Annotated in this window: 12 protein-coding genes; all 12 read right to left on the bottom strand. The window is 37.9% G+C overall.

Annotated elements, in window-relative coordinates; all coding sequences use genetic code 11:
• Positions 1-2: 2 nt before the first annotated feature.
• The 12 genes from yabN to ispE all read right to left on the bottom strand — a co-directional run bounded on the left by yabN (position 3) and on the right by ispE (position 15,071).
• Positions 3-1,451, bottom strand: a complete 1,449-nt coding sequence (yabN, locus tag CIL05_RS16720) for a bifunctional methyltransferase/pyrophosphohydrolase YabN (RefSeq protein WP_095656684.1) — start codon at positions 1,449-1,451, stop codon at positions 3-5.
• Positions 1,441-3,036, bottom strand: a complete 1,596-nt coding sequence (locus CIL05_RS16715) for a putative polysaccharide biosynthesis protein (protein ID WP_095656683.1) — start codon at positions 3,034-3,036, stop codon at positions 1,441-1,443. The genes yabN and CIL05_RS16715 overlap by 11 nt, the downstream gene beginning before the upstream one ends.
• 473 nt (positions 3,037-3,509) lie before the next feature.
• Positions 3,510-4,046, bottom strand: coding sequence for a stage V sporulation protein T (gene spoVT, locus CIL05_RS16710; RefSeq protein ID WP_095656682.1), 537 nt, complete (start codon positions 4,044-4,046; stop codon positions 3,510-3,512).
• A 226-nt stretch (positions 4,047-4,272) separates the two neighbouring features.
• Positions 4,273-7,797 (bottom strand): transcription-repair coupling factor, encoded by a 3,525-nt coding sequence (gene mfd, locus CIL05_RS16705; protein WP_095656681.1) that lies wholly within the window; start codon positions 7,795-7,797, stop codon positions 4,273-4,275.
• A 78-nt stretch (positions 7,798-7,875) separates the two neighbouring features.
• Complete coding sequence (gene fin / locus CIL05_RS16700) at positions 7,876-8,106, bottom strand: anti-sigma-F factor Fin (RefSeq protein ID WP_095656680.1); 231 nt, start codon at positions 8,104-8,106, stop codon at positions 7,876-7,878.
• Between the two features lie 622 nt (positions 8,107-8,728).
• On the bottom strand, positions 8,729-9,289 hold the full coding sequence (pth, locus tag CIL05_RS16695; protein WP_095656679.1) for an aminoacyl-tRNA hydrolase: 561 nt from the start codon (positions 9,287-9,289) through the stop codon (positions 8,729-8,731).
• Positions 9,290-9,474: 185 nt separating this feature from the next.
• A complete protein-coding gene (locus CIL05_RS16690) occupies positions 9,475-10,107 on the bottom strand; it encodes a 50S ribosomal protein L25/general stress protein Ctc (protein WP_095656678.1) in 633 nt (210 codons plus the stop codon).
• Between the two features lie 131 nt (positions 10,108-10,238).
• Entirely contained in the window at positions 10,239-11,192 is a 954-nt protein-coding gene (locus tag CIL05_RS16685; protein ID WP_095656677.1) for a ribose-phosphate diphosphokinase, read from the bottom strand.
• Between the two features lie 16 nt (positions 11,193-11,208).
• Entirely contained in the window at positions 11,209-12,588 is a 1,380-nt protein-coding gene (gene glmU / locus CIL05_RS16680) for a bifunctional UDP-N-acetylglucosamine diphosphorylase/glucosamine-1-phosphate N-acetyltransferase GlmU (RefSeq protein ID WP_095656676.1), read from the bottom strand.
• Positions 12,589-12,897: 309 nt separating this feature from the next.
• Positions 12,898-13,188 (bottom strand): septation regulator SpoVG, encoded by a 291-nt coding sequence (gene spoVG, locus CIL05_RS16675; RefSeq protein ID WP_095656675.1) that lies wholly within the window; start codon positions 13,186-13,188, stop codon positions 12,898-12,900.
• A 147-nt stretch (positions 13,189-13,335) separates the two neighbouring features.
• A complete protein-coding gene (gene purR, locus CIL05_RS16670) occupies positions 13,336-14,154 on the bottom strand; it encodes a pur operon repressor (RefSeq protein WP_095656674.1) in 819 nt (272 codons plus the stop codon).
• Positions 14,155-14,219: 65 nt separating this feature from the next.
• The gene (gene ispE / locus CIL05_RS16665) at positions 14,220-15,071 is read right to left on the bottom strand and encodes a 4-(cytidine 5'-diphospho)-2-C-methyl-D-erythritol kinase (RefSeq protein ID WP_095656673.1); all 852 of its coding nucleotides are present in this window, start codon (positions 15,069-15,071) and stop codon (positions 14,220-14,222) included.
• Positions 15,072-15,095: the final 24 nt, after the last annotated feature.

Below are 15,095 nucleotides of genomic sequence, written 5' to 3'. Positions count from 1 at the left end.
AATCACTCTCTTTCTTTTGCTTGATCCCACAACTCATCCATTTCTTCCAATGTTGTACGGTTGATATCTTTTTTCTGATCTTTTAAACGTTCTTCAATATAAGAAAAACGCGAAATGAATTTTCGATTTGTCAGGTTTAATGCCACTTCCGGGTTCATTTTATAATACCTTGATATATTCGCCAATACAAACAGAACATCACCGAGTTCTTTTTCTATTTCCAGCTTGTCATCCTGTTCGATTGCTTCCTTTACTTCACTAAGCTCTTCGTCAAGCTTTTGCCAAATACCTGCAACATTGTCCCAATCAAAACCAACTTTTGCTGCCTTTTTCTGCAATTTAAATGCTTTAGCCAGGGATGGCAGCTGTTTAGGGACACCATCCAATACGGATTTACGCTGCTCCCCTTTTTCCTCTTTCTTCAGCTCATCCCAATTTTTATAAACATCCTCAACAGTGTCTGCATTCACATCTGCAAACACGTGTTGGTGACGATGGATCATCTTGTCCGTGATCGAACGGATAACATCATCGACCGTGAAATAGCCGTCATCTTCGCCAATTTGGCTATGCAGCATTACTTGCAGGAGAATATCACCAAGCTCCTCAATAATTCCTTCATCGTCCTCTTCCTCAATAGCATCAATTAATTCATATACCTCTTCAATTGCATATTCACGCAATGATTCATGTGTTTGCTCCCGGTCCCATGGACAACCGTTCGGAGCTCTGAGTGTTGCGATAACCTCTCTTAACCGCATAAATGTATGATTTAATAATCCCTTTGGAGCAGGCGGGATGTATACACTTGTTAAATTACTGACCTCCAACGAGTGATCCAGTTCCTCTAAAGGTATTCTTGTGATTACCTCATCTTTGCTCCCCGCCGCTTCCACGATGGTTACTTCATAGTCTGCAGGAAGATCCTCTAATAAGGCAAGCTTCACATCTGAAGCTATAAAACGATCATATACCTGACAAAAAATAATATGCTGACTATAATTTAGCTGACTCCGTTCAAATGACGTACCATCAACAAATTGAAAACCGTCAATTGGATCAATTTTTAATAATGTAAACAAATCATCCAAGTAACTCTGTCCACCTACAATTTCTACTTCTATTTCTGTTTGTTCCAGTAACAGCTGTACTGTTTTTTCGGCAAGCATCGGGTGACCAGGTACTGTATAAATTACCGGTTCTTTTGCAGCTTTGGCCAGTAATTTCTCCACAATACTTTGGTATACAGTCGCAAATTGATCTTCATCCTCATAATTTTTGTCAAAAGATTCAAAGCTGACATCCTCGAGTCTCAGTGACTGAATCACAGAATGGTCCATTGTTCTTGTGTATACAATACCTTTTGTATTGATTAGTTTTTTATAAATACCTAGTGATAATTGATCAATATCTCCGCCACCTAAGCCGATGATTTCAATTTTATGACCCATCTATATTCCTCCCTTTATGAACACGAATGAAAAATGAAGCAAATGGCAGCATCCTTAACTCAAGGGCAGTAAATGCTCTCCCTTTCAACAAACTAAATATGTAAATAAGCCCACCTGTTATTGCAATAACAATAACATATACGAGTAAATTCAACCGGGATTGAGCTATAGCAGTCGAGAAAAAGTAATCTGTGATTAAAATATAGATCACCATTGCCAGCGTAGCTTTAATCAGTGCCCACCAATTAATTCGCTGAAAAAATTTCAGATCCGGCAATTTCCTTTTCAACTCAAATAAAACAACGGTACAGAGCAGGAATAGACTAAATACAGTTGCTATGGCTGCCCCTGTTATTCCAAAAAGCGGAACCATGATTTGATTTCCTATCCATTTCACAAAAAAAGCGATTAAAATAAATCCCGCCGTCCGCTTAATATAACCTAATCCCTGAAGAATTGAAGAAGCAGTTATAGCTATGGAACAGAGAAAAATAGCGAGAATAATAATTTGTAAATTAATTGTTCCTTTATCATTTTGGTATAATAGAGTATTTGCCTCAGGGAAAATAACTATTAGTCCGACAGTTGCACCGATCGCCAGATAAAAACTAAACAGCATGGTCCCACGAATATATTGATAAAACTGCGTGGGGTTATGGTTTAATTTCTGTTTCGAAATAGAAGGAATTAACGCCAAGGCAAATGATGAACCCAACACTGTTCCAAGTTGAATCAATGGCTGGCCACGATCGAAAACGCCTTTTGCTTCCATTGCTTCCAGTTTAGAAAGTCCAAATGTCATTAAATTTGGGATCAAGGTAAAGGCATCAGCAAATTGAATGACAAGTAGTACCATATGATTTAACGCAGCAACAATTCCCAGTGTTAAAAGTGTTCTAACATAATAATTCCATGGAATCTCAAATTGTTCATCGGTTATTGGTTTTCTTTTTACAAAGAACAGCCCCAGGATCAGGATGGCTGTCCCTCCACCCACAATAGAAGCAAGCGCAGCAGCCTGTCCAATAGTATATAAGCTTTGATTTTTTATCACGACATAAACAGCAGCAAAAATAATAATAAATACACGAACAAATTGTTCACCAACTTGAGAGAATGCAGTTGGCTTCATTTCATACTCCCCTTGAAAAAAACCTCTTAGCAATGCAGTAAAAGGGATTAATAAAAAAGTAAATGCAGCAAATCGATAGGTGTGCGTCAAATTAACATCGCCAACCCAAAGCGCAAGAGATTCCGCATTTAAAAAAAGAAAAAGAAATATAGCCCCATTTACTGCAAGCAATATTAAAAATATCGGAATAAAAAAGCCTTTTAAGGAAATACTTTCCCCCTTTTCCTTCAGCTCTATTGTCATTTTTGATATGGCAGATGGAAATCCATATAAGGCAAGAATCATCGCAATCCCGAGAATTGGATACACCTGCTGATAAATATAAAAGCCTATATCTCCTGTTAAATTCTGCAGAGGAATTCGGTAACCAGCGCTCAGAACTTTACTAATGAGGCCAGCTAATGTTAATAGTAAGGCACCCTTTACTAACTTATTTGTTTCATTTCCAACCATGTTAAACGCCCTTTTGTATAACGAAAATTTTACTTTATTATAGCATAGATGAAGGTATGTTCGAACGGCCGAGGGAGTTTAGACCTTCTATCAAGGACAGAACAGCTAGAAATCTCATGAGAAATGTCCGTGATACCTACTCTCAAGGACAATACAGCTAGAAATCTCATGAGAAATGTCCGTGATACCTACTCTCAAGGACAATACAGCTAGAAATCTCATAAGAAATGTCCGTGATACCTACTCTCAAGGACAATACAGCTAGAAATTAGGTGAGTATTGTACATGACGACCCATCTCAAAGGACAATACTACTTAAAACCAAGCTCGAACTGTCCGATAGAAGATACCTCAGAACAAGGAAAACCCCAGCAGCATTATTTTTCCGTGAGAAAAAGTATTATAAAACTTACGATACAATCTAAAAAAAGACAAAAACCAGTGCTTACCTGGTTTTTGTCTGATTTAACGTATTATTCCATCTGCTTTGCTAAAAACACTGCGGCTGTTTCAACCGCTTTTTGTTCCACATTACTTAACTTTTCCTTTTCTTTGGAAAATATCATTACACAACCGATTGGATCTCCATTGGCAATGATTGGACTAATACAGTAAGATTCTAATTCTTCTTCATTTCCATCAATGATTTCTATATTTGCAGATTCTGTTTCAAATACCTGTGTGCGATTTTCTATTGTCTTCGTCAATTTCGAACTGATATTTTTGTTTAAGTAATCTTTTTTTGACTCCCCTGCGACTGTAATTATCTCATCCCGGTCACATATTAAAACCGGAGACTGCAGCGAATCAAATAATGCTTCAGCATATTCCCTGGCAAAATGCCCCAACTCATTAATTGGCGAATATTTTTTTAAGATTACTTCCCCTTCTCTATCTACAAAAATCTCTAGTGGATCTCCTTCACGGATACGCAATGTCCTTCTAATTTCCTTTGGGATCACAACTCTACCCAGATCATCAATACGACGTACAATTCCTGTTGCTTTCATACTAAGTAGCCTCACTTTCTAATGATGATTGTTCTTGATGTATGACACTTTCTAATACTTTCTAAAAGTGTAAAAATCAACAGCTGTGTTTTTAGTATGATTCATCTCAAGGGAACTATACATTTACTGCTAAATTTTTTCCGTAAATTAACAGATAGGGTGGAGGAACTCACTTTTAGGTTTCCCTCTTTCTGTAATCGAAGACTGGGAAAAGCAGCCCGCCAACTCACCCATTTCGATCTACTTTAGCCATCTCTTCCATAAAATTCTCCACTGTTTGATAGCGATTGTGCTTTGTTTCATTTGACCATTTAAAGGTTACTTTTAATTTACTGTTGTCTGTACCCAGTTGAACACTTCTGCCAAAATCATTTGCCAGATCAAAAAGCTTGGAGCCATCAATCTGTTGGCTGCGGTTCTCGTCTACAAGTAAAACAATTTTTTTATCTTTTTCAGTAATCGATTCAACCCGTTCCTTTTTGGCATACATTTTCAGGGAGGATACTGTAAATAAATTTTCCACTTCCACCGGGTAATCACCAAAGCGGTCCATGAGTTCATCTTTTAAATCCGTCAAATCATCGGACGACATAATGGCTTGAAACTGTTTATATATATCAACCTTTTGTTTTTCATCTTTTATATAGGATTCCGGAATATATGCATCAATATTTAATGTAAGCTCCGGTTCAAATGGTGTAATATCCTCCAGATCCTTCCCAGCCTTGCGAGCATCAATTGCATCCTTCAGCATTTGGGAATACATATCAAATCCGACAGACTCAATAAAGCCGTGTTGTTGTGCTCCAAGTAAATTCCCTGTACCACGTATCGATAAATCACGCATCGCGATTTTAAAGCCTGACCCAAGTTCAGTAAATTCCTTAATTGCCTGGAGTCGTTTTTCTGCAACCTCTGTCAATACTTTATCTCTTTGGTAGGTGAAATATGCATATGCTACACGGTTTGAACGGCCGACTCTACCTCTTAACTGATACAGCTGACTCAGGCCCATACGATCCGCATCATTTACAATTAATGTGTTTACATTTGGGATATCTACACCTGTTTCAATTATTGTTGTACTTACTAATACGTCATATTCCCCTTCCAAAAAGGCAAATATCACATTTTCCAATTCTGCTTCATTCATTTGTCCATGTGCAACTGCAATCTTGGCATCATCCACAAGCATGCCAAGATCACGGGCAACCTTATCAATATTCTCTACCCTGTTATATAGGAAAAACACCTGTCCACCACGTGCCATTTCCCTCTCAATGGATTCACGTATCAGGATAGGATTATATTCCATTACATAGGTTTGAATTGGAAAACGATTTTCCGGTGGTGTTTCAATAACTGATAGATCACGCACGCCAAGCATTGACATATGCAATGTTCTTGGAATAGGTGTTGCAGTTAGCGTTAATACATCCACATTTGTTTTCAGCTGCTTAATTTTCTCTTTATGTTTAACACCAAAACGCTGTTCTTCATCAACAACTAGTAAGCCTAAATCACGGTAATCCACATCCTTGGATAATATTCGATGTGTACCGATAACAATATCAACCGTACCTTTATTTATACCTTCGAGGGTTTCCTTTTGTTGTTTTCTCGTACGGAATCTGCTAAGTAAACCAATATTAATGGCGTGATCCTGAAATCGCTCCCGTATTGTTTCATAATGCTGCTGTGCCAAAATTGTAGTTGGTACTAAAATAGCGACCTGTTTTCCATCAGCAATAGCTTTAAATGCTGCACGTATTGCAACTTCTGTTTTACCATAGCCAACATCTCCACAAAGCAGTCGATCCATTGGACGTTCTCTCTCCATATCCTGCTTGATCTCTTCAATACAGCGAAGTTGATCCTCCGTTTCCTGGTAGGCAAAAGAAGCTTCAAATTCCCGCTGCATTTCTGTATCCTCGGAAAATGCGTATCCTTTTTTGGCTTCCCGCTCCGCATATAATTTAATTAAGTCATCAGCAATATCCTCAACGGATGATTGGACTTTTCGTTTTACTTTTGTCCATTCCGTCCCGCCTAATTTATATAGCTTTGGCTCTTTTCCTTCTGAACCGACAAATTTTTGTACTAAATCCATCTGGTCGATTGGAACAAATAGCTTATCATCACCTGAATATTTGATTAGCATATAATCTTTATGCATATCCTTAACTACGAGTGTTTCAATACCTAAATACTTACCGACTCCGTGGTTTGCATGAACAACATAATCACCTATTTTTAGTTCCTGGTAGTTTTTAATTCGTTCTGCATTGGTAATTTTCTGCTTTCTTCCCGGACGCTTGGTTCGCTTCTTAAAAAGTTCATTTTCCGTAATCAGCACCAGTTTATGCAGTGGCAGCTCAATCCCATTATTGATGTTTCCCACCGTGATTGTTGGCTTACCCACAGGCAGCTCTATATCTTTTGTAATTGCAGCTTCAATATCATAATCCAAAAAGATAGAATGAATTTTCTCCGCCCGTTTTTTATTTGGTGCTAAAACGACAACCGAAAAATCACCTTTCTCCCAGCGAATTAACTCATTCTTAAATAGATGCATTTGCCCATGGAACTCCTGCATGGCTCTTGTGGAAAGATCGATAATATTTTGTGGTTGTGTATTCGGAATATGTCGTAAAAATACAGACATATAAAGACGTTGCTGCTGCATATTATCCAAAATATGACCCCAGCCAAATGAAAATCTACTGTTTTTTACCATTTGATTAGATTCCAAAAGACTCGTATACCACTCCGCTTCTTCTGTATCCAAATTGGTTGCTGTTTCTTGAATTCTACTCATTTCATCTAAAATAATTAAACCATTTGATGGCAAGTAATCTAATAAACTAGCAGGATTTTTATAAAGGAAACCAATATGCTTATACATTTCCTGAAAATGTTCCAAATTTTTCATACGGCCAATATCATATTCCATGACTTCGACCAGCTTTTCTTTTTCTTCAGATGCCTTCATTTTCTTCAATGTGTCAGCCAATGCTTCTTCCATACGCCCTGCTGCCGAAAGAATATCCCCTTCTGTTAACAACAGCTCCGTCGCAGGTCCTACCAGTATGTCTTTTATTTTATCCAAAGACCGCTGTGTCTCTGCATCAAAATAACGTATTGAATCTATTTCTTCATCAAATAATTCAATACGTATCGGATGCTCTTCAGTTATTGGATAAATATCTATTATTCCACCACGTCTGCTAAATTCCCCTGGAGTTGTTACCATGGAAGCACGTTCATACCCCATATCAATTAAAGATGATAAGTATTGATCAATATCAATTTCTTCTTCGAACGTAAATCTTAATTGGTATTTACTCCAATAATCCGGCGGAGGTAAAATCCTTTTTAATGCTGCAACTGGAGCGATCAAAATTCCCGATTTCTTTTTGGACCACGCTGTTAAGGATTCAATCCGCTGACTCCTCAGCTCAGGGCTGGCAATTGCAATTTCAGAGGCTATCAGTTCATTAACAGGGTATAGATGAACATCCTTTTCGCCTATGAATTCTGATAGATCATCATACAACTGCTGAGCTTGTACTAACTGATGTGTAATGAGAAGAACCGGTTTATTCATCGCCTCATTAATAATAGAGACAAGCAGGCTCCTTGCAGAACCGGAAAGTCCAGCTACCATTTGCTCCTTCATCCCACTGGAAATTCCAGTGAGAATGGATTGTATATCTTCCTTTGATTGTAAATAATTATTAATACCTTTCATGTTTAAACCCCCGCTTAAAATTGCGAACATTAAGCGCAAAAATGCCTTGGCTGCCACACCAAAGCTTTTATCGCTATTCTATTGTATAAAAAATTCCAGTTCATGGTAGTGTGGATGTTGCCCCAGCGTTTCTTCACAGTTTTCGCAAATTGCCTGAATCTGAACATCACCATTATTCTGGTACTTTATCATCTCTTCTTTTTCCTTTACTGTTAATTGATCCAATCCCAACATGGATGTATCAACAACTTGTTGTTCCAGCTTTCCAATAACATGCCCACAATGTCTGCATTTATAGACAATAGACATACAAAACCCTCCTCGAATAAAACCAGGTTGTATTCTAAAGTTTATCCGAAAAGTAATTAAGTTATACAAACAGGCAAACATATAAATTAAAGTACTACCTTCAAAATATGTATATTAACTATGACCCTTTTTAGTAAGTTTTTTTGCCCTTTAAAGTGCCGGGTAGAAACTGCGATGTATCTGCTAGGTTATTTTCCGCTGCGGATCGTTGCTTTCCGCGGGCACGGCTTCAGCCTCCTCGAGAAACCCACTCTGCGGGGTCTTTAGACACGTGCTTTTCCCGCAGGAGTCAACGATCCTCCGCTCCAAATAACCTTCATAAATGTAGATAGCAATTGTTTGAATCAAAAAGTGATAAGTTACCTTTGAAGTTAACAAGTACAATACCAGCGGAAGAAATATACGAAGACTCCTGCGGGAGGAAAGGCCTCGGTGAGACCTCGCAGTGCGTAGCACGAGGAGGCTCAACAGCCGCCCGCGAAAAGCGAAGTATATTTCTGGAGCGGTAATAACGCACCAGTCATCATCTCTAGTTACTCGCACTTTACATCTTTTGTGACAAAAACAACAATTTACTAGGGTGGGATAGCAGTGCGTAGTCCCAATCTTTTAGAAAGCAGCCTTAATTATTATATTCATTCATAACTTCCAGAAAGGAATTTTGCAGCCAGTACTCGCAGGCATCTGCTGATTGCTTAATACTCATTATCACATCTTCCTGTTGTTCCTTTGAAAAGGATGCAAGAACATAGTCAACAACAGGGATTGGTGTAGTTGGCCTGCCAACACCGATACGCATACGTTTAAATTCCTTTGTACCTAAATGATCAATTGTTGATCTTATCCCATTATGGCCACCATGACCGCCTTTTTGCCGTAAACGAATCTTCCCTGTTGGAAGATCCAGATCATCATAAATAACAAGCACATCTTCTACAGCTATATTATAATAATCCATTAATGGTCGGATTGATTCACCGGAAAGGTTCATAAACGTTTGTGGCTTAAGTAAAATAACCTTTTCCATAGAAATATGTTCCATTGCATATTTACCACTGAATTTCTTTTTATTCAATTCCCATTGGTGGCGTTGTAATAATTCATCTATGACCATAAACCCAACATTATGACGCGTATCTTTATATTTTCTTCCAGGGTTTCCTAACCCAACTATACATTTCATGTTTACTTCTTCCTTTTATTTATACTTTTAGCTAAAGAGGACCTTCATTAAGTGGAGTTACTATTATGCCAGCCTGCCTTCGTTCAGTTTCAATAGAACAATCCCCTCAATAAGAATTGTTTTATTCTTCAACTATCTTAAAGGAGGGGATATACTATTATATATTTTTATTATTTACTTGCTTATTATTCTTCATCAGAATCTTTTTTAGCACCTACTAATTCAGGCTCTGCATTTTCATCTGTCGCTTCTTCAATATCGTCTAATGTATCTGGTGCCAATACGGTTGCAATCGTTGTTTCTTCATCTTCAAGAAACTCATAATTTTTTGCTTTAGGCAGGTCTGCAATTGCAATACTATCACCTATTCCCAATGATGATACATCTACTGTGATTTCATCAGGGATATTCGCTGGTTTCGAACGAACCTGCAGCTCATATAATGGCTGCTGTAATACGCCACCATCTTTTGAACCTTGTGCTTCACCTTCTAGTCGAAGTGGTACTTCTACATCCATTTCCTCAGACATATTGACAACATAAAAGTCGACATGAATAAGCTCATCCTTAATTGGATCAATTTGGTATTCATGTAGCATCACATCCACTGCACTGTCATTTTCAACATCCAGGGAAATAATTGCGTTTCTACCTTCATCGCGAACTGTTTTTACTAATTCCATATTATCTACGGAAATTGATTTAGAATCCTTTTTCTTTCCGTAAATAACAGCGGGTACTCTCCCACTATTCCTAATTTCCTTTGTTGCAGATTTTGTAAGATCTTCTCTTGTTGTTGCTTTTAATTTAACTGTCATGTTCATCATCCTCCAAATTATTTAAAACTTTTTTAGTTAGGTAAGTTTTTCTCTTTGATTTATGTGTTCATAAAGTTAGTAAAAACACTCCTATTATTAATACCCGGAATACAAGCTATCTAAACATTATCTTAATCGAACAGAATACTAACGGATTGCAGTTCATGTACTCGAACGATCGCTTCTCCAATCAGTGGTGCAACAGATAATTCTGTTATTTTATCACTATACTTTTCTTCCGGAAGTGGAATGGAATTTGTAATAACCAGCTCCTTGATTTTCGAATTATCGATTCTCTCAATTGCCGGACCTGAAAGTACCGGGTGTGTACAGCATGCATAAACTTCTTTCGCACCATTTTCAATCAGCGCATTGGCTGCCAGTGTAATGGTCCCGGCTGTATCAATTATATCATCAATCAGGATTGCAGTCTTCCCTTCAATATTACCAACAATATTCATGATCTCTGCTACATTCGGGCGTGGTCTGCGTTTATCAATAATACCAATCGGTGCTTTCAGGCGGTCAGCCATTTTACGCGCACGAGTAACCCCGCCATGATCCGGTGAAACAATGATAACATCTTCAAGTCGTTTTTCTTCAAAGTAATCGGAAAGAATAGGAACACCCTGCAAGTGGTCAATCGGAATATCAAAAAACCCTTGAATTTGCGGCGCATGTAAATCCAATGTGATTACACGGGTTGCTCCTGCAGTCTCTAATAAATCTGCTATTAATTTTGCTGTGATCGGCTCACGTGAACGGGCTTTTCTATCTTGTCTGGCATATCCATAGTATGGCATTACTATGTTTATTGATCTGGCAGAAGCACGCTTCAATGCATCAATCATAATTAATAATTCCATAATGTGCTGATTAACAGGTGAACATGTGGATTGCACGACATATACATCGCAACCACGAATGCTCTCTTCAATATTAATCTGTATTTCACCATCACTAAACCTCTGTACCGTACATTCACCTAAATCTGTTCCAATATGTGTCGCTATATCTTCCGCTAATTGCCGGTTAGAATTTAATGTGAATACTTTCAAAGAATGATCTTTGTAGCTGGATGCCATGAGAAAAACCCTCCGTTTAATCTTTTTGTTTGTTTTTTAGTTTTGTTGCATATCCTTCTTTATTCGTTTGCCTCGCTCTTGCAATAGATAATGAATCTTCCGGTACATCTTTGGTAATAGTGGAACCTGCAGCAATATAAGAACCTTTGCCTACTGTAACCGGTGCAATTAAATTGGAGTTGCAACCAATGAATGCATCATCTTCAATTGTTGTTAAATATTTATTTTTTCCATCATAGTTCACTGTAATTGTACCACAACCGACATTAACATTGCTTCCAACTTGTGCATCTCCAATGTAACTTAAATGGGAAATCTTACTCTTATCGCCTAATACGGTCTTTTTGATTTCCACAAAGTTCCCTATTTTAGCTTCATTGCCAACATGAGACTCCGGTCGAACATGAGCAAACGGTCCAATTTTCACACGATCGCCAATTTTACTATCGTTTGCAACACTTTGTTTAATTACTGTTTCCTCACCAATATAACAATTTGAAATTTCGCTATGTGGACCGATCTCTGAATTGGTTTTGATGGTTGTACTGCCTTTTATAATTGTTCCTGGATGAATCACAACATCTTGTTCAATTATAACATCCGGATGAATATATGTATTATCCGGGTCAATTATGGCTACACCATTACGCATATGCTTTTCATTAATTCGGTTTTTCATAATTTTCTCAGCCTGAGCTAGAGCCACTCTGTCATTAACTCCTAATGTTTCTTCGAATTCCGGTGTTAGGAAAGCACCGACTTTCTTCGATCGTTTTCGCAAAATTTCAATAACATCAGGTAAATAATATTCACCCTGTGCATTATCATTTGATACATTTTGCAATGCTGTAAACAGTGCCTGATTATCAAAACAATAAGTGCCTGTATTAATCTCATCAACAAGAAGTTCCTCATCACCGGCATCCTTCTGTTCAACAATTCGTTCCACTTCATTTGATTCATTACGAATAACTCGCCCATATCCGCTCGGATTCGGGGCTTTTGCAGTTAAAACTGTTGCCTTTGCTCCACTTTTTTCATGATGGTCAAAAAGGGCTTTATACGTATCACTTGTAATTAATGGGGTATCACCACATACTACTATTGTTGTTCCATCTTTATCTTTCAACAGGTCTTCCGCTTGTAATACAGCATGCCCTGTTCCTAATTGTTCTTCCTGGGTAACGAACTCACTCGCGTCCCCTATATGTTCTATTACTTTATCAGCACCAAAGCCAACAACAGTAACGACTTTATCTAATTGTACTGTGTTTATTTGATCAATAACATGTTGAACCATTGGCTGACCAGCTACTGGATGAAGTACTTTATAGAGCTTGGATTTCATTCTTGTTCCTTGCCCCGCTGCTAAAATGACAGCATAACGCTTCGTCATAAGGAAACCTCCAAAATTTGTTTTATCCATTATAAAATATATCTCAAAAAACAAAGGATTTCAACAGTTAGAAGCTTATAACGTTGATAATACCCCAGATATTTTCATCAATATGTTAGAAAACTTGGCTTATCGCCAAGCCTTAATGGCGAAAGCCTTAGTTCAACGAAAAATACTTTTCGTCTGCGATGTAAATGCTTCGAAGTATTACTTATGCACTTATACTGATTTCCTGAAATATACATTCCTATCAGTGTAAAAAAAGAAGTCTAATCATTGTAATGATTAGACTTCTTAGTTACCCGGGCTTTAGGAAGCACCAGCTTCCTCATATTCCACTTCGGCTTCACCTACGCGGCGGTACTCTTCTAGTACAGCATCCTGGATCTTAGCACGGGTACCAGAATTTATTGGATGTGCAATATCCCTGAATTCACCATCCGGAGTACGTTTGGATGGCATAGCTACAAATAGTCCATTGTTCCCGTCAATAACACGAATATCATGGACTACAAATTCCTGATCAAAAGTAATCGATGCAATTGCTCGCATTCTTCCCTCTGTATTAACGCGGCGTAATCTTACGTCAGTTACTTCCATGATGTTTCACCACCTTTTCCCTTTTGAACTTATCTTAATAGTTCAACAAAACTATTTAAATTCCTGCTTAAATCATAAAAAAATTTAAATATTTTCATAAATAATGGGGTAAAAAGGAATTTTCGTTAAAAACATCACATAATTCCACTATCCTCCAGTGGAAAAGTTCCCTGAATTAACTTCAATATGTTTTTGTTTTATATCAACATTTGATATTTTTACCAATGAAGTATAATCTTCGACAACGCGTTCTTCTTCTTCATCATCTGCTTCAGCCAATACACCTATTGCTTTTACATTTGCATTAAATTCTGCCAATAAATTAATCATACCTGTAATGGTTCCACCGGCTTTCATGAAATCATCAATAATACAAACATTGGCACCTTCCTGTAAACTTCGCTTTGGCAGAACCATTGATTGAATTCTCCTTGATGAACCGGAAACATAATTAATGCTTACAGAGGACCCCTCCGTTACTTTAGGGTCTCTACGGACAATCACCACAGGAACATTAAGAAATGAAGCGACTGCATATGCCAATGGAATCCCTTTGGTAGCCACGGTAACCACAACATCAATCTCCAACATGGAAAATGCCGATGCAAATACACGTCCTATTTCTCTGGTTTTTTTTGGATCACCTAAGATGTCACTCATATAGAGATAGCCACCTGGCAGAATCCGAACAGGATCCTCAAGCATTTGACGTAGTTCTTCGATAAACTTTTCGCTTTTTCCGCGGGAAAACTCCGGAATATATTTTACCCCGCCGGCAGCTCCTGTAGCTCTTTTTAAATAGCCTAATCCTTCATTTTGAAAAACCGAATCTATGATATCCAAATCTTCACTGATAGAAGCTTTTGTTGTATTTAATAATTTAACGAAATGTGGTAATTGTTTATGTTCCCATGGATTTTCAATAAAAAAATTCGTCAATGCAACTAATCGATTACTTCTTTTCATTTCCACACCCCAAAACCGAATATTTACATTTAAATATACCATTATTATTTGCTTTTAGGCAATACCTAGCCCAGAAGACGAACCAAATACACTTCCTGACAGAAACCACGCATCCCATTATAAATACGTTTCGCTTTACTATAATGCTCTATTAAACTATACACCGTAGGCCCGCTTCCGCTCATAAGAACGCCTGGTGCCCCTGCCTGTCTCATGACATCTTTAATCCGCTGTACTTCCGGATATACATTAAGCGTGATCTCTTCCAGTGCATTTCCAATATTGGCACACATTTGCTTAAAGTCTTTATTCGTTAAGGCATCGATAATTTCAGCAGTATTTGGATGGGTTAAGTTTTCTATATTAATTCGTTGAAAAATTGTTCTTGTAGAAACCCCAATATCAGGTTTGGCTAAAACTACCCAACACGAAGGAGGAGAAGCTAATCTTTCAACTATTTCTCCACGTCCTTTTGCTATTCCGGTATTGCCATATACACAAAAGGGTACGTCTGAACCAATAGTTGCTCCTAATTCCGCCAATTCATCCATTGGTATATTCAAAGACCATAATCGATTTAAACCGCGCAATACAGCAGCAGCATCTGAACTACCACCACCAAGTCCTGCAGAAACCGGGATATTCTTTTCAATATTTATATGGATACCTTTGTTTATTCCATACTTCTTTTTAAATGCATAAGCAGCCTTATATGCCAAATTCCGTTCATCGCTTGGTACATATCTGCTTTCTAAGGAGATTTTTATCCGGTCTTGTTCTAAGGAGCACAGCTCAATACGATCTGCTAAATCGATGGTCGTCATTAACATCTCCACATTATGATAACCATCATCACGTTTACTTAGCACATCCAAAGCTAAGTTTATCTTTGCTGGCGCCTTTTCATAAAGTGCCATCACCGTCACCCACTTTTCACGAAC

This window comes from Virgibacillus profundi (assembly GCF_002287375.1).
GTDB lineage: Bacteria > Bacillota > Bacilli > Bacillales > Amphibacillaceae > Virgibacillus_K > Virgibacillus_K profundi.
This window is presented reverse-complemented; position numbering and strand designations above follow the sequence as displayed.